Genomic DNA, 18791 nt, shown 5'->3' with positions numbered 1-18791 from the left:
AAGCGGCGCCGAGCCGATTAGCTTTCTTCGGAAGGGGTGGCAGAGCTGCCATCGGGGCGAATGCAGACATGAACACGATTGGCTGGCCAAATGTCAGGAGCCTGAATCAGGAAGGCATTGTCTTTGCCATCGCCGTGGTGCTGTTCGTCGCCGCTGCCATTGGGCTGCCTGGTTTCATCGCTGCCAACAATCTCGTTGCCATCGTCCGCTCGGTGTCGGTGCTGGGCATTTTGGCGCTCGGCATGGCGGTCGTCATAATCGGCAGGGGCATCGACCTGTCGGCGGTGGCGATCATGGCGATGTCGGTCGCCTGGTATCTACAATTGCTCAACGCCGGAACGCCTGATGGGCTCGCCTTCGCCTATGTGCTGGCAGGCGTGCTCGCCATCGGCCTGCTCAACGGTTTTCTCGTCGCCTATGCCGACGTGCCGGCGATCTTCGTGACGCTGGCGACCGGCTCCTTCGTCTTCGGCTATGTCCGCTCGCAACTGATCACACAGGATGCGGTGCCGGTGCCTCAGGGCCATTGGGTGGAGTTGCTCGGCGGCCTGCGTTTCCTCGACATTCCGATCGAAGTGTTCGTCTTCGCCGGGCTCGCCTTCCTGTTCTTCCTGTTCCTGCGCTACACCAAATGGGGCCGCTACATCTATTTCGCCGGCGACAATCCGGTCGCCGCGCGCAACATCGGCATTCCGGTGCGGCCAATGCTGGTGCTGCGTTATGTGGTTTCGGCCTTCGTCGCGCTGATCGCCGGCCTGCTGACGGCGTCGAGCCTGCACTCGATCAATACCCGCGTCGTCAACTCGACGCTGCTCTATGACATCGTGCTGGTGGCGGTGATCGGCGGCATCGGCCTTTCCGGCGGGCGGGGCGGGGTGCGCAATGTGCTGGTGGGCGCTGCACTTATCGGCATCCTGTCGAACGCGATGACCATCATCGACATTCCGCTGCTCTATCAAAACCTGATCAAGGCGGCGATCCTGCTCGGAGCCATCATCGTCGACGGCATCATCAATCCGCGTGACGAACAGACCGCGCAGCAGGGCGACATCTAAGGGGTACCCGACCGGGTCATGCCGACCGGCCGGCAATAAGTGAAAAACAGAGGATGTGACATGAAACTGATCAGAACACTGATGGCCGCCGCCACGGCGCTGGCCGCTACCGCCTTCGTCGCGCCGACCTTCGCCGCCGACGATCCGGGCCCGGCCGCATACGCGCAGGCGCTCAAGGGCAAGCGCGTCATGCTGGTGCCGCTGGCGATGGGCTTCGACCTTGCGCAGGGCTGGTCGCACTATCTGAAGACGGAAGTCGAGGCGTGGGGCGGCACCTTCGAAACACGCGATCCGAACTGGGTCGTCGATGCCGGCGCACAGGCGATCACCGACGCGATCTCGTCCGACACAAGGCCGGACGTGCTGATCATCCATGCGCCGGATCTCAACTCCTATTCCAAGCTGATGAAGAAAGCGCAGGCTGCCGGAACCTACGTCATCCTGGTCGACAATCCCGCCAACTTCCCGGCCGACGCCTTTGTCGGCAGTGACTGGGACCGGCTCGGCCAACTCGAGGCCGAAGCGGCGATCAAGGGCTGCGGCGAGAATTCGTCGAAGAAGATCGGCCTTGTGCAGGGTGATCAGGCCAACTCGTCCAGTCTCTACCAGTATGCCGGCATCATGAAGGTGCTGGAGAAGCACCCCGACTTCAAAGTCGTGGCCAAGCCCGACTCCAACTGGGATCCGACGACGTCGCGCAACGTGACGACGACAATGCTGCAGCAGAACCCCGACATCTGCTCGATCATCGACTTCTGGGATGGTGACGCCACCGGCGCATCCGCCGCCATCCGCGACGCCAAGCTCGACGGCAAGGTCTTTTTGGTCACCACCGGCGGCGGCGAGAAGGCGGCCGATTGCGACAAGTTGCAGGACGGCACCTATGGCGCCGTTGTCATGACAGACCTTGCCCGCCAGTCCGGCGACATGAACGCTATCATCAAGTTCCTGCTGCAGAGCGGCCAGCCGGCCGGCACGTCGCACACCTACATCTACACGCTGGAGAAGGCTACGACCAAGGCCGACCTCAAGCCCGACAGCTGCTGGGACCTGAAGGCGCTGCAGGCCGAAGCGGCGGCGAAGTAAGCCGCGCTTTTTCGACTGAAATAAACGAGGTGGCTGGACAATCCGGTCACCTCGTTCCCTCATGGAATGGCAGCCGCCGATGTCCTTTCGCGAACGCCTCCAGTCCTGGCGCTACAATCTCGTGCCCGACCATCTGGTCGGCGAGATCCTGACAAAACGCTGGACCGACAACGCCATTCCGTTCCTGGCGCTGGTGGCGACGCTCAGCGTGTTCGGCTCGATCATTCCCGGCTTCTTCAAGCTGACCTCGCTGCAGGAATCGACCCGCCAGCTCGGCGAGTTCTCGATGGTGGTCACCGGCATGACGGTGGTGATGCTGGGCGGCGGCATCGACCTGTCCGTCGGCTCGATCTTCGCGCTGTCCTGTTTCTCCGCCGTCTATGTCTTCTTCATTCTCGAACAGTCTATCTGGCTGGCGCTGGCGGCATCGCTCGCCACCGGCCTGATCTTCGGCGCCGTCAACGGCTACCTCGTCGGCTACCTCAGGCTGCGCGCCTTCCTCACCACCCTGGTGACGTTCATCTTCGGCCGGGCGCTGTTCGATATTCTCGTCACCACCTATGCCGCCGACGTGCAGCTTTCCCAGGCGACATCGGATGTGCTCGACTTCATCGGCGACAGCACCTTCTGGGGGCTTTCGGTCTCGGTGTGGCTGGCGATCATTCTTGCCATCGTCACCCATATCGCGCTGACGCGCTCACGGCCGGGCTGGCATGTGCTGGCGGTCGGCGGCTCCAGGCGCTCGGCGCACAATGCCGGCATTCGCGTGCGCCGCACCGTGTTCATGACCTATGTCTTTTCCGGCTTCTGCGCCTCGATCGGCGGCTTCCTCATCGCTTGCCGCCTGAGTGGGGCAGGGCCGGGCACCGGCCTCAACCTGGAGATCATGGCTCTGACGGCGGCGGTGGTCGGCGGCGTCAGCCTGGGTGGTGGCCGCGGCTCGGTCATTAAGGGGCTGATGGGCGCCATCATCGTGCTGACCATGACCAACGGGCTGATCCGGCTGGGCTATGGCACCGGCACCAACCAGATGGTGCTGGGCATCATGCTGGCGATGGCGGTGACGATCGACATCCGCTGGCTGAAGAACCGCCATAAGGTGCTCAACGAAGTCTATGTCGCGCCGGTCTATCTCAAGATGGGCGAGACACAGTCTGCGGTGCCGGGCTCAGGCACGCCCTACGCGCTCGACAACCGGCTGTCGGCGGCCGACCATATCGGGCTCGGCGAGTTGGAAGGGCCGGAAGACGTCATTCTCGACCGCGACGACCATCTCTATTGCGGCACGCGCCATGGCGAGATCGTCCGCTTCTTCGCGCCGGACTATGTGAAATCGGAGGTGTTTGCCCACATCGGCGGCTTTCCGCTGGGCCTGGCCTTCGACAAATCGGGCAATCTGATCAGCTGCGTCGGCGCCATGGGGCTCTATTCCGTCTCGCCGGATCGGGAAGTGAAGCGCCTGTCGGCCGAGACGTCGCGCTCCTGGACCTCGATCGTCGACGATGCGCGGCTGCGCGACCCCAATGATTGCGACATCGCGCCGGACGGGCGCATCTATTTCACTGATTCCACCAAGCGCTATGACGCCCACGATTGGGCACTGGACTCGATCGAGAACCGCGCCACCGGCCGGCTGCTGGTCTATGACCCGAAGGACGGTTCGACGAAGACACTGCTCGACGGCTACCGCTACACCAACGGTGTGTGCATGGCGCATGACGGCAAGTCGCTGTTCTTCGCTGAGAGCTGGGCCTGCCGCGTGCATCGCTACTGGCTGGAAGGGCCAAAGGCGGGCGCCGCCGAATGCGTCATCCGCGACATGCCGGGCTATCCCGACAACATCAACCGCGCCTCCGACGGCAATTACTGGATGGCATGGCTCGGCATGCGCACGCCCAGCTTCGACCTGTCGCTGCGCCATCCCGATATGCGCAAGCGCATGACGCGCCGGCTGCCGCAGGACGAGTGGCTGTTCCCCAACATCAACACCGGCGGCGTGGTGAAATTCAACGACAAGGGCGGCATTATCGAGGCGATGGGCGACCTCACCGGCGGCGCGCATCCGATGGTCACCTCGATGCGCGAGCACAAGGGTTTCCTGTTCGTCGGCGGCATCCTCAACAACCGCATCGGCCGCTACAAGATTGCGGGCGCGGACCCGACCTGGACCAGCTCCGCTTCTTATTGGGGAACGCAGCCATGATCCTCGATCCCATCTTGGACATGTTTCGCGGCAAGGCCGTCACCATCCCGCCGCTCGACGGCGCCTTCCGGCCCAACACGCGGCTCGATGATGCGCCGGTTTTTGCCGGGCTGATCGAGCCCGACAATCTGCTGGTTGCCGATGGCCGGCTGCTCGCTTCCAGCGGCAACGCCATCTATTCGCTTGCCGCAGGAGTGGAGCCGAAGGTTGTCGAGACCTTTCCTTCCCCCATCACTGCGCTGGCTCTATCGCTGTCGGGAGAACTGACGGTCGGACTTGAGAGCGGCAAGCTGCTGGTCGCCGGCAAGGAGGTTTCGCTGCCGTCTGGCGTCAGCTGCATCACCGCGCTTGCCTATGCCGACGACGGCACGTTGTGGCTGGCCAATGGCTCGGCTGAGCACACGCCGTCGCAATGGGCCGCCGACCTGATGAAGAAGGGCGCGTCCGGTTCGCTTTGGAGGCGGGACGCAGCCGGCGGCGGGTTCCGCAAAGTGGCCGGCGATATCGCCTTTCCCTATGGGCTGCATCCCATTGGGCGGGATGTGTCGGTCAGCGAAAGCTGGCGCCATCAGCTCGTTCGCTTCGATGGTGCGACCGGTAGCCGCTCGACCGTGCTGACGCACCTGCCCGGCTATCCCGCGCGCCTCGCGCCGGCCGGCGATGGCGGCGCGTGGCTGGCTCTGTTCGCGCCGCGCAACCGGCTGATCGAATTCGTGCTGCAGGAAACGCATTACCGGCGCGACATGATCGACCAGGTGCCGCCGGCCTACTGGATCGCGCCGGCTTTGGCGTCCAATCGCAGCTTCCTGGAACCGCTGCAATGCGGCGGGATCCGCACCATGGGCATCCACAAGCCCTGGTCGCCGAGCCGCTCCTATGGGCTGGTGGTCAGGCTCGATCAGAACATGCAGCCGCAATTCAGCCTGCACAGCCGCGCGGACGGCACGCGCCATGGCATCTGCAGCGTGGCGGAAACGGACGGCCGCCTGTTCATCGCCTCCAGGGGCGGCGATTGCGTGCTGGCCATCGACGCAGGAGGTCTCTGATGGAACCGATCGTGCGCCTGGAAAACGTCACCAAAAACTATCGCGGCGTGCCCGCGGTCAGACAAGTCAGCTTCGAACTGCGCAAGGGCGAAATCCACGCGCTGCTCGGCGAGAATGGCGCCGGAAAATCGACGCTGACCAAGATCATTGCCGGCGTCGTCGACGCCACTTCCGGCAAGATGTTCCACAAAGGCCGCGAGATCGCCTACGCCTCGCCGCATGCGGCGCTCGAGGCCGGCATCGCCATGGTGTTCCAGGAGACCAGCCTGGTGCCGTCGATGACAGTGGCGCAGAACCTCTATCTCGGCACCGAAAAGTTTCTCAACCGGCTGCGCGGCACCTACATTTCGGCGCAACAGTTTTTGCAATCGCTGAACTTCCCGGTCGACCCGAACGCCATGGTGGCAACGCTCGGCGCGGCCAAGCGTCAGATGGTCGAGATCGCGCGCGCCGTTCACCACAATGCCGAGATCATCATCTTCGACGAGCCGACGGCGACGCTGACGCCGGAGGAGAAGCGGCACTTTTTCGCACTGATCCGGCGGCTGAAGGCGAACGGCGTCTCGATCGTCTTCATCAGCCATGCATTGGAGGAGGCGCTGATGATCGCCGACCGCATCACAATCCTGCGCGATGGCGAACTGGTGATCACCGACGACACATCGGCCTTCGACCGCGACAAGATCGTCGCCGCCATGGTCGGGCGTACGTTGTCGGGACAGATCTACCGCCAGCGCGACGAGGCCAGGCTGCGCAAGGCCGGCAAGAAGGTGCTGTCGGTGCAGGACATTTCGATGAGCAATGTCGTGCGCAACACCTCCTTCTCGATCTTCGAGGGACAGATCACCGGCGTGTTCGGGCTGATCGGCTCCGGCCGCACCGAGACCTTCAAGATCGTCTCCGGCATCTACAAGCGCGATTTTTTGCGCGGTGGCGCGATTGAACTCGACGACAGGCCGGTGCGCTATATCGTGCCGAGCGAAGCGGTCGCCGACGGCATCGTCTATGTTACCGAGGACCGCAAAAGCGAGGGCATTTTCGAGACGATGGGCATTGCCGAGAATTTGTTCGGCGGGCTCCTGGCGGCGGGCCGCGAAAAGGCCTGGGTGATCAACCAGCAGGAGATGCGCACGCTTTCCGCTGAATGGACGAAGACGCTGAACATCAAGGCGATCAACGACAATGCCCGCGTGGTCGAACTTTCCGGCGGCAACCAGCAGAAGGTGGTGATCGGCAAGGGGCTGGTGCAGCAGCCGCGCATCGTCATCTTCGACGAACCGACGCGCGGCGTCGATGTCGGCGCCATCGCCGAGATCCACCAGATCATCAACCGGCTGGCCGATGAGGGGCTGGCCGTGGTGGTGATCTCGTCCTACCTGCCGGAAATCATGAACCTGTCGGATCGGATTCTGGTGTGCCGACAGGGGCGCATCGTGGAGGAGTTCTCGCCGGCGGAGGCGACGGAGGAGAAGATCATGTATGCCGCGGTTCATTAGGGTGTTGAAGCAGGAAGCGAAAGGGGTGTGCTGCTGGGTTGAACAATGTGGAGATTAGCCGAGCCGTCCATCCCTTCGTCATCCACGGGCGGAGCAAGGAGCGTAGCGACGCAGCGCAGACCGGAGGATCCATGCCGGGACTCCTGAGCGTTTCTTCGGTCCAGAATTTTGCGCCGCTGCATCCCTCGCGCGAGGTCGCAGAATGGATCCTCGGGTCTCCGCGACGGCGCTTCGCGCCTGCTTCGCCCGTGGATGACGACGCTGAGATGCTTCGGCCAATCGCCATGGTTCTGTGTCATTCCGTATGACTGAATTGGAATAGCCGGTTAGCCGCCTTTTCTCGACATCTGATTCAACGACCTGATCCATCGATTCAACGAAAGGAAACACCATGGCTGCCACCAGACTCCTGACCGACGCCGAGGTCGAAAAAATCCCGGCCGTGAACGCGGTCTTCGACGACATCCGCGCGACGCGCAAATCGGACTTCGTCAACAATTTCTGGCGTGGGCTCGCCAATGATCCTCCGGCGCTGAAGCGGATCTGGGAACAGCTGAAGGCGGTGATGGTGTCCGACAGCGCCATCGATCCGCTGACCAAGGAGATGATCTACATCGCTGTGTCGACCGCCAATTGCTGCTCCTACTGCGTCCACTCGCATACGGCAGCTGCCCGCGCCAAAGGCTTGACCGATGCGCAGCATGGCGAACTGGTGTCGATCATCGGGCTGGCCGGGCAGACCAACCATCTGGTGACTGCGATGCAGATTCCGGTCGATCCTGAGTTTGAAGTGAAGTGAGGGGCGGCTTTCCCTTCTCCCCTGTGGGAGAAGGGAAAGCGTGCGCTATGCCGGTCTGTAAACCTTCTCTGCTGTATTCCAAAAGATATCCGCTTCCGCCACCGGACCGTGCTTCGCCACGGCTGCACGATGCGCCTTGATCAGTTCGGCGTGGCTGGTCCAGAGCTTCTCTATCGGGAAGTTGGAGCCGAACATCAGGTGGTCAGCGCCCAGAATGTCGATGGCATTGTCGACGATGTAGGCAATCAACGCCGGATCGTTGCGGTGGGCGAAGGTGCCGAGGCCCGACAGCTTGGCGTAGAAGTTCGGCGCTGTTGATAGAGTACTCAGGCCGGCTTTCCAGGCCTCGGTGGTTTCCGGCTCCATGCCGGTCAGCATGCCGGCATGGGTGAGGATGAAATTGGTGTCGGGGTTCTCGCCGACGAGCGTCAGCCCGTTCTTCATCTGGGCGGGGAAAAGCTGCAGGTCGAAGGACAGGCCATAGTCTTTAAGCCGCGCGACATTGGCCCGCACCCTGGGGTCGATGACCTGATCGGCCGAGGCAGCGAAGCGGAAGGCCGGCGTCTCGTGCCAATGCAGTTGCATGCGCACGCCGCGCAGCAGCGGGTACTTTTTCAATCGATCGATCTGGGGCCGGACATCGTCGACAGTCATATCGGTATAGCCGACGATAGCGTGCGGCCAGCCGGTCTGGTCGGCAGTCTTCTGCAGGAAGGCGACTTCTTTTTCGAAATCCTCCTTGGCCCAGTTGGTCTGGACATAGACGGCCTTCTCGACACCTGCGCCTTGCTGATCGGCGAGAAATTCCTCGATCGGATAGTCGCGGCGGATCGGTTCGTAGGGGCCGAAAATGCGCGGCACCATCGGCCCGACCAGCCATGGCTGGTCCTGCTGGCGCCAGATGTGGAAATGCGCGTCGATGGCTTTCTGCATCACGATACCCTTTTCCAGATTGCCGACGCCGCCGGGGCGGGGCGGGCGAGCGACAGGACGAAATCGGTGAGGCTCCCGAGCGACGAGCCGTCGATGAGATCGTCGAGATCAGGCAGGATGGCGCGGAGTGCTGCCGTGGCGGGAAGGAAACGCGGGTCACCGGCCAGCGGTGTGGCCAGCGACAGGCGAAAGGCGCGGGCGCTCAGCCGGCGCATTGCGGTCTCGAGATCGGCATGGTCGCCGCGCTCCAGCGCGTCCGACAGGATGATCACAGCGGCACCGCGGGCGAAAGCTGAGAAACGCGGCACCGAGAGGAAGGCGAGCAAGGTCGGTCCCATGCGCGTGCCGCCGTCCCAGTCGTCGACGAGTGCCGCCGCGCGGGCGAGAGCCTGGTCGCGATCGCGGATACGCAGTGCGGACGTGATGCGGGTGAGCCGCGTGCCGAAGGTGAAGATTTCGGCACGGTCAGCACCTTGTACGGCGGCGTGCGCCAGTTTGAGGTAGTCCGCCGTGTGCAGCTTCATCGAGCCGGAGACGTCGATCAGGATCAGCAGTTTGCGCGCCACCGTCTGGCGGCGGCGCAGCTGCGGCGAGGGGATATCGCCATCGGCGCTGACGATTTCCCTGAGCGAGCGGCGCAGATCGAGCTTGCCGCGCGAATGGGTGCGCACGGTGCGGAATGAGCGGCGCGCGGGGAGGGCTGAAGCGAGCTTGCGGCGGAAGGGCCCAAGGCCATCGTCGTCGCGGAGGAAGTCGCGGCTGCTGAGCTGTTCGATTGCCGACGACAGCTCGCCGCCTTTCTCCTGGCGCGTGGTCTGTTTCTCCTCCTGGCGCGTGCCGTGATCGTCCTTGATGCGGGTTTCCTCGTCTTCCTCGCCTTCGATCGAGGGTTGGCCATCGCCATGGAAGTGATTGCGAAAATGCGCCTCGAATTCGCCGCGGCGATTGGGCGGGGGGGCAAGCGTTGCGAGCGCCGCCTCGCGGATGTCGGCCATCGAGCGGGGGCCGAGCAGGGTGACCGCCTGCATGAAGCTGGAGACCTGCTCGGGGGCGACGGCAAAGGCGTGGCGGCGCAGCAGCCGGGCGAAGTGGAGGAAGGGCGCGGAGGCGAGAGGAAGGGTTCCCTGACGCATCATTCCTTCGCGCCCCCCTCTGTCCTGCCGGACATCTCCCCCACAAGGGGGGAGATCAGCAGCTTTGGCGCTTCGGTTCTTTCTGCGCCGCTGGAGATTGGCGAAAGCCAGGATGACGGCTGATCTCCCCCCTTGTGGGGGAGATGTTCGGCAGGACAGAGGGGGGCGCTGTCCCGCCAGCGTTGCAGAGTGCCCAGGTGAGGCCACCTCGCTGTGAACGAGCTGTTGACCTCACACGTCACCCCAGCGCCTCCTCGACAATCCGGCCAAGCTCCGGCGCGATCGCGGACAAATCCTCCTCGTCCTTGATCAGCACGCCGATGGCGCGGCGGAAGGCTTCCGGCCACGGGCTGCCGCCCTTCTCCAGGATGGTGGCGGCGTTGGCCCATTCTACGGCCTCGGAGATGCCGGGCGGCTTGGCCAGCGGCCGGACGCGGATCTCCTGCACAGCGGCCGCCACGGCGCGGGCGGTGGTCTCGGCGACATCGCCGGCGCGCAGCATGATGATGGCGGCTTCGCGCTCGGCGTCGGGATAGCCGATCCAGTGATAGACGCAGCGGCGCCGGAGCGCTTCGGCGAGTTCGCGGGTGCGGTTCGACGTCAGGATGACGATCGGCTGCGCTTCGGCGCGGATGGTGCCGCGTTCGGGAATGCTGATCTGGAAGTCGGAGAGGAATTCCAGAAGTAGCGCTTCGAATTCGTGGTCGGAGCGGTCGATCTCGTCGACCAGCAGCACGCGCTGCTCCGGCGCCCGCAGCACCTGCAGCAATGGCCGCGCGATCAGAAAGCGGTCGTCATAGATGTCGATCTCGTGCTCGCCGGCATGGCGGATGGCGAGCAGCTGGCGCTGGTAGTTCCATTCATAGAGCGCGTGTGCTGCGTCGATTCCTTCATAGCATTGCAGCCGCACCAGATCGCGGCCCAGCAGCTGCGCGATCGCCTTGGCCGCTTCGGTCTTGCCGACGCCGGGCGCGCCTTCGAGCAGCAACGGCTTGCCCAGCCGTATGGCCAGGAAGATCGCCGTCGCCAGGCTGTCGTCGGCGAGATAGCGCGATCCAGCGAGGTGGCGTGCCACCGCCTCCGGTGAGGTCGCGACAGTCTCTGCGTTCACCTCTGGCGTCATCAATTGGCCGCTTGCGCCTTCAGCGCGCGCAATATGCGCTCCGGTGTGATCGGCAGCGTGTCGATGCGCACGCCGACGGCGTCGAAGACGGCATTGGCAACCGCGGGGATCTGCGGGTTCGCGCACATTTCGCCTGGCCCTTTGGCACCGTAAGGACCATCCGCCGACGGCCGCTCCAGCACGATGATCTCGGTTTGGGCGAGATCGCCCGGTCCCGGCATCAGATACTGGTTGAAGTCGGTGCCGCCATGGTCGCGGTTGGGATAATAGGGCTCGGTCGTTTCGTAGAGCGCGTGGCTGATGCCCATCCAGGAACCGCCGACCAGTTGCTGCTCGACCATTTTCGGGTTCAGCGCGCGGCCGATCTCAAAGACGTTCTTCACGGTCAGCACCGTAACCTCGCCCGTCTCGTCATCGACCTCGACCTCGGCCACCGTGCAGGCATGGGCGTAGCAGGTCGACGGCTTCATCGCGCCGGTCTCTTTCTCCGGATAGGAGCGCGGGATCAGGAACATGCCGCGGCCTGAGATCGAGCGGCCACGCTTGAAATGAGCCGACAGCGCGACATCGAAGATCGAGATCGACTTTTGCGGCGCGCCCTTGACCAGAATGTTGCCCTCGCCATCAGTTTCGAGATCGGAGGCGTTCACCTCCAGCTCTTCCGCCGCCACTTCCAGCATCACCTGGCGCGCTTCCTTGGCCGCCTGGATGACGGCGTTGCCGGCGCGGTGGGTGCCGCGCGAGGCGAAGGTGCCCATGCAGTGCGGACCGGTGTCGGTGTCGGCGGTGTCGATGGTAACCCGGTCCGTCGGCACGCCGATGGTTTCGGCGCAGATCTGCGCCATGATCTGCTTCAAGCCCTGACCGAGATCGACGCTGGAAAGCGTCACCATGAAATTGCCGGTCGGCGTCGAATGCACCAGCGCCTGCGTCGGGTCGCCGCCAAGGTTCATGCCCGTGGGATAGTTGATTGCGGCGACGCCGCGTCCGCGCCTTATCGCCATCTCAAGCTCCCTTCTTGTAGGAGGACATCGCCATATACTTCTCCGCCACCGGCCAGTTGGCGGCGCGCGACGCCTCCTGCATACACTCGATCAGCGCCGCTCCTTCGGTCGGCTGGCGATGCGCCTTCATGTCGCCATCGCGATAGGCGTTGATGAAGCGGAATTCGAGCGGGTCCATGCCGATCAGCCGCGCCAGCTTGTCCATCTGCACCTCAAGCGCGAAGTCGCCGATGGTGACGCCGAAGCCGCGCATCGCGGAGGAGGGTGTGCGGTTGGTGTAGACGCAGTAGGTGTCGATCCAGACATTGGGAATGGTGTAGGGGCCGGGATAGTGCGCCGCTCCCTTCTGCGCGCCATAGGGCGAGTGGCGCGAATAGGCGCCGGCATCGGTGTAGCCGGTGACCTTGCGAGCCACGATGCGGCCATCGTTCATCACGCCGTCCTTGATGATTATCTTTTCGGCGGCGCGGGGTGAGGAGATCTGCATCTCCTCCTCGCGGCTGTAGATAAATGAAACGGGACGTCCTGTCAGCTTGGCGCCAAGAATGGCGATCGGCTCGACGATGACGTCGACCTTGCCGCCAAAGCCGCCGCCGACAGTGCCGCCGACGAAATGCAGTTTTGAGCCGGGCATCTGCAGGATGATCGACGCGTTGTCGAGGGTGAAGAACATCGCCTGGGTGTTGGTGTAGCCGGTGAAGCGGTCATTGCCTTCCGGCACCACGACGCAACCCGTGGTCTCGGTCGGCGCATGCTCGATCGGCGAGGACTGGTAGCTCTGTTCCAGGATGTGGTCGGCGCCGGCGAAGCCCGCCTCGACATCGCCAAAGCGCACCTTGCGGCATTCGCCGCTGTCGTAGAGGTAATAATTCTGGCCGTGATATTCGTTGACCAAAGGCGCGCCGGGCTTCAGCGCTTCTTCCATGTCGAAGACGGCCGGCAGCACCTCATAATCGACCTTGACCTTGGCTGCCGCTTCCTGAGCCGCGCGCTCGGTCTCGGCCAGCACCGCCACCACCGCCTCGCCCTTCCAGCGTACCTTGCCGTCGGCCAGCACCGTCTCGTCTTCCGGTCCGACCTGGATCAGGATCAGGATGGTGTAGACATTGTGCGGCACATCCCTGGCGGTGAGGATTTTCACCACGCCGGGATGCTTCTCCGCTTCGGAAGTGTCGATCGAAGGGATGCGGGCATGGTGGTGCGGACTGCGCACCATTTTCAGGTGAAGCATATTCGGGACGTTGCGGTCGGCGAAATAGGCGGTCTTGCCCGTCACATGTCCCGGCGAATCCAGCCGCGGCCGCCCATGGCCGATCTCGTGCAGGCCGTCCTTGCGCTGATCGGCGAAATAGTTTTTGCGCAGTTCCATTCTTTTGGTCCTTAGGCCGCGTTCTGCGAATTGGCTCGGGCCGCCGTCAGCACCGCCTGGATGATCGGCTCGTAGCCGGTGCAGCGGCAGATGTTGCCGGACAGCGCCTCGATCACGTCCTCGCGGCTCGGATTGGGCGTGTGGTCGAGCAGCACCTTGGCGGCCATGATCATGCCCGGCGTGCAGAAGCCGCATTGCGTGGCGAAGGCATCGAGGAAGGCACGCTGCAGCGGGTGCAGCACGCCGGCCTCAGCGAGGCCCGATGTGGTGCGGATGTCGGCGCCGCTGCAGGTCTCGGCCAGGGTCAGGCAAGAGAGCCGGAGTTCGCCGTCCATGATGACCGAACAGGCGCCGCAGGTGCCCTGGTGGCAGCCGCCCTTGGGCGAGGTGTCGCCGATCTTGTCGCGCAGCGCGTGCAGCAGCGTCGTGCCGCTGTCGACGAATTCGGCCTTCTCCGAGCCGTTGAGCGTGAACTGAACCGGAACCTTTGCCATGTTTTCCTCCCAGCGCGCCCGCCCGATTGATCGGACAGACGCGCGCCCCCCAAGCGGTGGTTAAGTAAGCAGCAGCCGGCCGAGATGGACCGGGAGAACCTCGGCGCGATACCAGGCGCTGGCGATCGGATCGGTGATTGGCGAAGTGCCTTCACCGGCTGCAGCCAGCGCGGCTGCGACGCCGTCCTGGTCAAGCCTGCTGCCGATCAGTGCCTTTTCCGCAGCGCGGGCGCGCATCGGCCGGTCTGCCATGCAGCCGAGCGCGATCCGCGCCGAGGAGACAGTGCCGTCGCCGGCCTGTTCGAGAACGGCGGCGATGCTGAGCACCGAGACGCCCTTCGGCTTGACCCGCGACACTTTCAGGAAGCGGAAATTCTCGGCCTTCGGCAACGCGAAGGCGACTGACGTGACGATGGCGCGGCTGCCGTCCCGCCTGGCCAGAAAATCCTCGATAGGCAATTCCCCATCATCGGTGCCGACCGTCGCATCCAACGCCAGCAGGGCGACAGCGAAATCACCGTAGGGCGCGGGTGCGAACAGATTGCCGCCGACAGTCGCCATATTGCGGATCGCCGGGCCGCCGACGGCGCGTGCGGCCTTGGACAGCGCCGCAAGCTCCGGATGGCGGGCGATAGCCGCCATCGTCACCGAGGCGCCTATGCGGACCTTGCCGCCGGCAACGGTAATCTCGGAAAGGGTCGGATCGGTCGAGCGGACGAGGCCGGTGACGGAGACATCGCCTTCATTGGCGGCACGCACGACCAGCGTGCCGCCGCCGAGATAGCGGGTGCCGGGCGCCTTCAGCGCCGCGTTGGCATCCCTGACGGCCGAAAAGGTCTGGAGGGCAAGCGCCATGGCAGTCTCCCTGGTTCAGCTCTGGCCAGAAAAATGGCTCTTCAACGCATTGAAGCCACCCTGGAAGACATTGGCGGCCATGCCGGCGGCGATCTTGTCGGCCTCTTCGGGCGCCGCGTCGAAAGTTGCTGTCCATTCGGCATAGGTGCGGTCGCCGTCGGTAACGCGGCGCAATTGCAGCGTCGCTTTGTGATTGGTCAACGGCTGCGGCGTCTCCAGGATGGAGTAGCTGACGCGGAAATTCGCGTCGGAGAAGTCGAGCAGTTTTTCGCGGATACGCGCGCCGCTGGCGAGCTCGAAATTACGCACGCAGCCGATGGTTTCGGCGCTCTTGCCGTCTTCGATATGGCTCTTGACCATGCGCGGATGCCAGCCCGGCAGGCCGTTGAAGTCGCGTATGCGCGCCCAGACCTTTTCGACCGGCGCGTCGATGACGCTGGAGACGGTGACTTCAGCCATATGATCATTCCCCTACGAATTCGATACGCAGCAGGGTAGGGCGGCGGCCGGTGCTGCGCTTATCAATGGGTCTTGCGGCCCTATCAAGGAGTCTGAAAAACGAGCGGCTTGGCTCAGGCCATGGCCCGCGCCGCCTCGCGGTAAAGCGTCGGCGGCACGCCGACATGGTCGCGGAAGAAGCGCGAGAAATTGCCCTGGGTGGTGAAGCCGAGATTGCAGGCGACCGAGATCAGCGGCTCCTGCGACCACTGCAACTGCCGCACGGCTTCCTCCATGCGCAGCGTGTTCCAGTAGACATTGGGCGTCAGATTGGTCTGTTCCTTGAACAAAGCGAAGAAATGCGGCCGCGACAGGCCGACGCTGCGGGCGACGTCGTCGAACGAAATGCGCTCGCAGACATTGGCCTTCATCAGCTGGATTGCCTTGCGGACGCGGAAATCCTGCATGGTGTTGACGCGGATGCGCGTCTCCTGCGGCGCCGAGGCGTCGGCGGCGTCGAGCACGCTATCGATGAAGCGCTCGATCTCGTAATTGGCGACGTCGTCGATGCTTTCATTATCGCTCAAATGGTCGAGCAGGTTGGCGGCGGCCTGGTGCAGCCAGGGTTCGAGCGTGATTGCCGCCTGTGCAAACAACGGCGCCGACGAAGGCAGGTCGCGGCGCCGGCGCGCCCAATCCGGATCGATGTAGAAGGCGAGGAACAGGCCGGGCCTGCCGTTCTGCGACAGAATGTGGCTGTGTGGCTGGTAGGAATTGATGCCGGCGGCGGTGCCGGGACCCAGCGGCACCGTCTCGCGGCCGACGGTCATCTCGCCGGCCGTGCCCTCCAGCCAGATGATGATGTGGGCCTCGACATGCGCATGGGTGACGAAGTCGCTGGCGACATTCAGGACAGAAACATGTCCGAACCGGCCCCAATAGAGCCTGATCGCGTCCGTCATGGGTATACCTCCCGCAGACGACTGGCCTCCCTTCGCCTGCAACGGGATTGTGCGGCTGAGTTCGGGGTCGCGTCAAGGCTGGGAGGTGTGGTGAGCTTGGGGGGCCGCTTATGCCGACGGATTTTCAGACTGAGCGATAGGGTTTCCCGTCAAACCGAAGCCGTCATGCCGCCGTCGACATAAAGCGTATGGCCGTTGACGAAGGACGAGGCGTCGGAGGCGAGGAACACGGCGGCGCCGATCAGTTCGTCGACATACCCCCAGCGGCCGGCCGGCGTGCGCTTTTCCAGCCAGGCGGAGAATTCCTGGTTGTCGACCAGCGCCTGGTTCATCTCGGTGCGGAAATAGCCGGGGGCGATGGCATTGATCTGCAAGCCGTATTTCGCCCAGTCGGTGCACATGCCACGTGTCAAATTGCGGATTGCGCCCTTGGTGGCCGTATAGGGCGCGATGTTGGGCCGGGCGAGTTCGCTCTGCACCGAGCCGATGTTGATGATCTTGCCCTTGCCGCGCGCGATCATATTGCGGGCGACCGCCTTGCCGGCATGGAAGGCGCCGGAGACATTGGTCTTGAACAGCCGCTCCCACTGCTCCTCGGGAAAGTCCTCGAGCGGAGCGCGGAACTGCACGCCGGCATTGTTGATCAGGATGTCGATGGCGCCGATCTCGGCCTCGATGCGGGCGACATCGGCATCGACCGCGCGAAAATCCGTCACGTCGAAGGTCGAGGGGTGCGCTTTGAAGCCGGCGTCGCGCAAGCCGGCGACAGCACCGGCAACCTTGCCGGCATCGCGGCCGTTGAGCACGACACTTGCGCCATGCTCGGCAAGGCCGCGCGCCAGCGCCAGGCCGATGCCCTGGCCGGAGCCGGTGATCAGCGCCAGCCGGCCGTTGAGCTCGAACAGGGATTTCGATGTCAAGGCAACGGTTTCCAGCCGAAAGGTTCAGTCCAAAAACATTCAGTCATTGCGCCTGAAGTTGCGGATCCGGTCGAACAGCACCGCGAGCAGGATGGCGCCGCCGATGAACACGCCTTGCCAGAAAGCATTGATGCCGAGCAGACCAAGGCTGTTGCGGATCACTTCGATGAGCGCGGCACCGACAATGGCGCCGAAGGCGGTGCCGACGCCGCCGGCGAGATTGGCGCCGCCAATGACCGTGGCGGCGATGACCTGCAGTTCCATGCCGGTTCCGAGATTGGTGGTGACGGCGCCCAGCCATCCGGTCTGGATGATGCCGGCAATGCCCGCCGCCAGCGCCGAGATCATATAGACGGCGACCTTGATCTGCTTGACGGGAACGCCGGTCAGCGTCGCCGCGTGCTCATTGCCGCCAATGGCGAAGATGTGGCGGCCAAACTTGGTCCAGCGCAGCGTGAAGCCGGTGATCAGCGCCAAAAGGATCATGTAGAGCACCGGATTGGCGATGCCGAACACCCAGGCACCGCCGCCCAGCGCCAGAAGCTTGTCGTGATCCGGGCCGAACTGGAAGACGACGGTGTTGTTGGAGGCGACCATGGCGAGGCTGCGGGCAATCGACAGCATACCGAGCGTCACCACGAAGGGTGGAAAGCCGAGATAGGCGATCATGATGCCGTTGAAGGCGCCTATGGCGAGCGCGGTGGCGATCGAGGCGAGGATGCCGACCTCGATGGAGTAGCCGGCATGCATGGTGACGGCCAGCACCATCGACGACAGGCAGAGCACCGAACCGACCGACAGGTCGATGCCACCTGTGATGATGACGAAGGTCATGCCGAGCGCGATGATGGCGACGAAGGTGATGTTGCGGGTGATGTTGTAAAGGTTCTTCGACGTGGCGAAGGCGTCGGTGGCAAAAGACAGGAACAGGCAGGCCAGGATGACCGCGATCACCACCCAGAAGGTCTGGCTGGCAAACAGTCTTGCCGGCAAGGATTGCTGCTTTTGTTCGATCGGCTGGTCAATTGTCAGTGCCATCGTCGACCTTCATGTGCTGTGCGTGGTGAAATTCGCTGAGATCAAACCTGTTCGATGGCGCCGGTGATCAGCCCGGTGACTTCCTCGGGCGAACTTGACGCAATCGTCTTGTCGGCGACCTTGCGGCCGCGCCGCATGACGATGACGCGGTCGGCGACGGTGAACACGTCAGGCATGCGGTGGCTGATCAGCACCACTGCGATACCCTGGTCGCGCAAATGGCGGATCAGGTTCAGCACTTCGGCGACCTGGCGCACCGAGATCGCGGCCGTCGGTTCGTCCATCAACACGATCTTGGCCTGCGACAGCATGGTGCGCGCGATCGCTACCGCCTGACGCTGGCCGCCCGACATCTGCTTGACCAGGTCGCGCGGACGGGTCTCGGACTTCAACTCGGCGAAGAGCTGGCCGGCGCGCTTGTACATGGCGGCATAGTCGAGGATGCGTAAAGGGCCGACGCCGCGGCGCAATTCACGGCCGAGATAGACATTGGCGGCAGCGGTCAGATTGTTGCACAGCGCCAGGTCCTGGTGGACGATCTCGATGCCGTGCTGGCGAGCTTCCGCCGGCTTGTGCAGGATCAACTCCTTGCCGTCCATGCGCATGACGCCATGGCTGGGGCGGAAATTGCCGGCGATCATCTTGACCAGCGTCGACTTGCCGGCGCCGTTGTCGCCCATCAGGCCGACCACCTGTCCGGGCTCGATCGACAGCGATACGTCGTTGACCGCCTGGATGGCGCCGAAATGCCTCGAGATATTGGTGAGTTCGAGAACCGCCACCAGTCTTTGCCTCCCCGTGTTTTGCGACCCGCTGCTGTTCCCGGCGTGAATGCCG

The 18791-nt window shown here is 63.8% G+C and carries 18 protein-coding genes; 6 read left to right on the top strand and 12 right to left on the bottom strand.

Annotation, left to right across the window (positions count from 1 at the left end):
- Positions 1-68: 68 nt before the first annotated feature.
- The 6 genes from NKH22_RS08105 (at position 69) to NKH22_RS08080 (ending at position 7685) form a co-directional block, all read left to right on the top strand.
- On the top strand, positions 69-1055 hold the full coding sequence (locus NKH22_RS08105) for an ABC transporter permease (protein WP_023668176.1): 987 nt from the start codon (positions 69-71) through the stop codon (positions 1053-1055).
- A gap of 60 nt (positions 1056-1115) precedes the next feature.
- Positions 1116-2141: a sugar ABC transporter substrate-binding protein gene (locus NKH22_RS08100; RefSeq protein ID WP_023668177.1), complete on the top strand. Its 1026-nt coding sequence runs from the start codon at positions 1116-1118 to the stop codon at positions 2139-2141.
- A gap of 79 nt (positions 2142-2220) precedes the next feature.
- The gene (locus NKH22_RS08095; protein WP_023821821.1) at positions 2221-4344 is read left to right on the top strand and encodes an ABC transporter permease; all 2124 of its coding nucleotides are present in this window, start codon (positions 2221-2223) and stop codon (positions 4342-4344) included.
- Positions 4341-5390, top strand: coding sequence for an SMP-30/gluconolactonase/LRE family protein (locus NKH22_RS08090; RefSeq protein WP_023821820.1), 1050 nt, complete (start codon positions 4341-4343; stop codon positions 5388-5390). Before NKH22_RS08095 ends, NKH22_RS08090 begins: the two co-directional genes overlap by 4 nt.
- Positions 5390-6886, top strand: a complete 1497-nt coding sequence (locus tag NKH22_RS08085) for a sugar ABC transporter ATP-binding protein (protein ID WP_023821819.1) — start codon at positions 5390-5392, stop codon at positions 6884-6886. Before NKH22_RS08090 ends, NKH22_RS08085 begins: the two co-directional genes overlap by 1 nt.
- 391 nt (positions 6887-7277) lie before the next feature.
- Positions 7278-7685 (top strand): carboxymuconolactone decarboxylase family protein, encoded by a 408-nt coding sequence (locus tag NKH22_RS08080; protein ID WP_023821818.1) that lies wholly within the window; start codon positions 7278-7280, stop codon positions 7683-7685.
- Between the two features lie 45 nt (positions 7686-7730).
- Here NKH22_RS08080 and NKH22_RS08075 read toward each other — a convergent pair whose 3' ends face one another.
- From NKH22_RS08075 to NKH22_RS08020, 12 genes are all read right to left on the bottom strand, one after another.
- A complete protein-coding gene (locus NKH22_RS08075; RefSeq protein WP_023705629.1) occupies positions 7731-8618 on the bottom strand; it encodes an amidohydrolase family protein in 888 nt (295 codons plus the stop codon).
- Entirely contained in the window at positions 8618-9754 is a 1137-nt protein-coding gene (locus NKH22_RS08070) for a vWA domain-containing protein (RefSeq protein ID WP_023821817.1), read from the bottom strand. Before NKH22_RS08070 ends, NKH22_RS08075 begins: the two co-directional genes overlap by 1 nt.
- A gap of 235 nt (positions 9755-9989) precedes the next feature.
- Positions 9990-10874: an AAA family ATPase gene (locus tag NKH22_RS08065; protein ID WP_023690780.1), complete on the bottom strand. Its 885-nt coding sequence runs from the start codon at positions 10872-10874 to the stop codon at positions 9990-9992.
- Positions 10874-11878 (bottom strand): xanthine dehydrogenase family protein molybdopterin-binding subunit, encoded by a 1005-nt coding sequence (locus tag NKH22_RS08060; RefSeq protein WP_023690781.1) that lies wholly within the window; start codon positions 11876-11878, stop codon positions 10874-10876. Before NKH22_RS08060 ends, NKH22_RS08065 begins: the two co-directional genes overlap by 1 nt.
- A gap of 1 nt (position 11879) precedes the next feature.
- The gene (locus NKH22_RS08055; RefSeq protein ID WP_352909322.1) at positions 11880-13247 is read right to left on the bottom strand and encodes a xanthine dehydrogenase family protein molybdopterin-binding subunit; all 1368 of its coding nucleotides are present in this window, start codon (positions 13245-13247) and stop codon (positions 11880-11882) included.
- Between the two features lie 11 nt (positions 13248-13258).
- Positions 13259-13741 (bottom strand): (2Fe-2S)-binding protein, encoded by a 483-nt coding sequence (locus NKH22_RS08050; RefSeq protein WP_023821816.1) that lies wholly within the window; start codon positions 13739-13741, stop codon positions 13259-13261.
- Positions 13742-13801: 60 nt separating this feature from the next.
- Positions 13802-14596, bottom strand: a complete 795-nt coding sequence (locus NKH22_RS08045) for an FAD binding domain-containing protein (protein ID WP_023821815.1) — start codon at positions 14594-14596, stop codon at positions 13802-13804.
- Between the two features lie 15 nt (positions 14597-14611).
- Complete coding sequence (locus NKH22_RS08040) at positions 14612-15055, bottom strand: SRPBCC family protein (protein WP_023673045.1); 444 nt, start codon at positions 15053-15055, stop codon at positions 14612-14614.
- 113 nt (positions 15056-15168) lie between these two features.
- The gene (locus NKH22_RS08035) at positions 15169-15996 is read right to left on the bottom strand and encodes an AraC family transcriptional regulator (RefSeq protein ID WP_023739925.1); all 828 of its coding nucleotides are present in this window, start codon (positions 15994-15996) and stop codon (positions 15169-15171) included.
- Positions 15997-16145: 149 nt separating this feature from the next.
- Positions 16146-16916, bottom strand: a complete 771-nt coding sequence (locus tag NKH22_RS08030) for an SDR family oxidoreductase (protein WP_031194897.1) — start codon at positions 16914-16916, stop codon at positions 16146-16148.
- 39 nt (positions 16917-16955) lie between these two features.
- Entirely contained in the window at positions 16956-17954 is a 999-nt protein-coding gene (locus NKH22_RS08025) for an ABC transporter permease (RefSeq protein WP_023673048.1), read from the bottom strand.
- Between the two features lie 41 nt (positions 17955-17995).
- Positions 17996-18736 (bottom strand): ATP-binding cassette domain-containing protein, encoded by a 741-nt coding sequence (locus NKH22_RS08020; RefSeq protein ID WP_023696206.1) that lies wholly within the window; start codon positions 18734-18736, stop codon positions 17996-17998.
- Between the last annotated feature and the right edge of the window lie 55 nt (positions 18737-18791).

This window comes from Mesorhizobium sp. M1252 (genome assembly GCF_040318265.1).
GTDB lineage: Bacteria > Pseudomonadota > Alphaproteobacteria > Rhizobiales > Rhizobiaceae > Mesorhizobium.
This window is presented reverse-complemented; position numbering and strand designations above follow the sequence as displayed.

Bases quoted from the DNA above. Each gene is read 5' to 3' on its own strand.
- NKH22_RS08105 (WP_023668176.1), top strand. From the start codon at position 69: ATGAACACGATTGGCTGGCCAAATGTCAGGAGCCTGAATCAGGAAGGC.
- NKH22_RS08100 (WP_023668177.1), top strand. From the start codon at position 1,116: ATGAAACTGATCAGAACACTGATGGCCGCCGCCACGGCGCTGGCCGCT.
- NKH22_RS08095 (WP_023821821.1), top strand. From the start codon at position 2,221: ATGTCCTTTCGCGAACGCCTCCAGTCCTGGCGCTACAATCTCGTGCCC.
- NKH22_RS08090 (WP_023821820.1), top strand. From the start codon at position 4,341: ATGATCCTCGATCCCATCTTGGACATGTTTCGCGGCAAGGCCGTCACC.
- NKH22_RS08085 (WP_023821819.1), top strand. From the start codon at position 5,390: ATGGAACCGATCGTGCGCCTGGAAAACGTCACCAAAAACTATCGCGGC.
- NKH22_RS08080 (WP_023821818.1), top strand. From the start codon at position 7,278: ATGGCTGCCACCAGACTCCTGACCGACGCCGAGGTCGAAAAAATCCCG.
- NKH22_RS08075 (WP_023705629.1), bottom strand. From the start codon at position 8,618: ATGCAGAAAGCCATCGACGCGCATTTCCACATCTGGCGCCAGCAGGAC.
- NKH22_RS08070 (WP_023821817.1), bottom strand. From the start codon at position 9,754: ATGATGCGTCAGGGAACCCTTCCTCTCGCCTCCGCGCCCTTCCTCCAC.
- NKH22_RS08065 (WP_023690780.1), bottom strand. From the start codon at position 10,874: ATGACGCCAGAGGTGAACGCAGAGACTGTCGCGACCTCACCGGAGGCG.
- NKH22_RS08060 (WP_023690781.1), bottom strand. From the start codon at position 11,878: ATGGCGATAAGGCGCGGACGCGGCGTCGCCGCAATCAACTATCCCACG.
- NKH22_RS08055 (WP_352909322.1), bottom strand. From the start codon at position 13,247: ATGGAACTGCGCAAAAACTATTTCGCCGATCAGCGCAAGGACGGCCTG.
- NKH22_RS08050 (WP_023821816.1), bottom strand. From the start codon at position 13,741: ATGGCAAAGGTTCCGGTTCAGTTCACGCTCAACGGCTCGGAGAAGGCC.
- NKH22_RS08045 (WP_023821815.1), bottom strand. From the start codon at position 14,596: ATGGCGCTTGCCCTCCAGACCTTTTCGGCCGTCAGGGATGCCAACGCG.
- NKH22_RS08040 (WP_023673045.1), bottom strand. From the start codon at position 15,055: ATGGCTGAAGTCACCGTCTCCAGCGTCATCGACGCGCCGGTCGAAAAG.
- NKH22_RS08035 (WP_023739925.1), bottom strand. From the start codon at position 15,996: ATGACGGACGCGATCAGGCTCTATTGGGGCCGGTTCGGACATGTTTCT.
- NKH22_RS08025 (WP_023673048.1), bottom strand. From the start codon at position 17,954: ATGGCACTGACAATTGACCAGCCGATCGAACAAAAGCAGCAATCCTTG.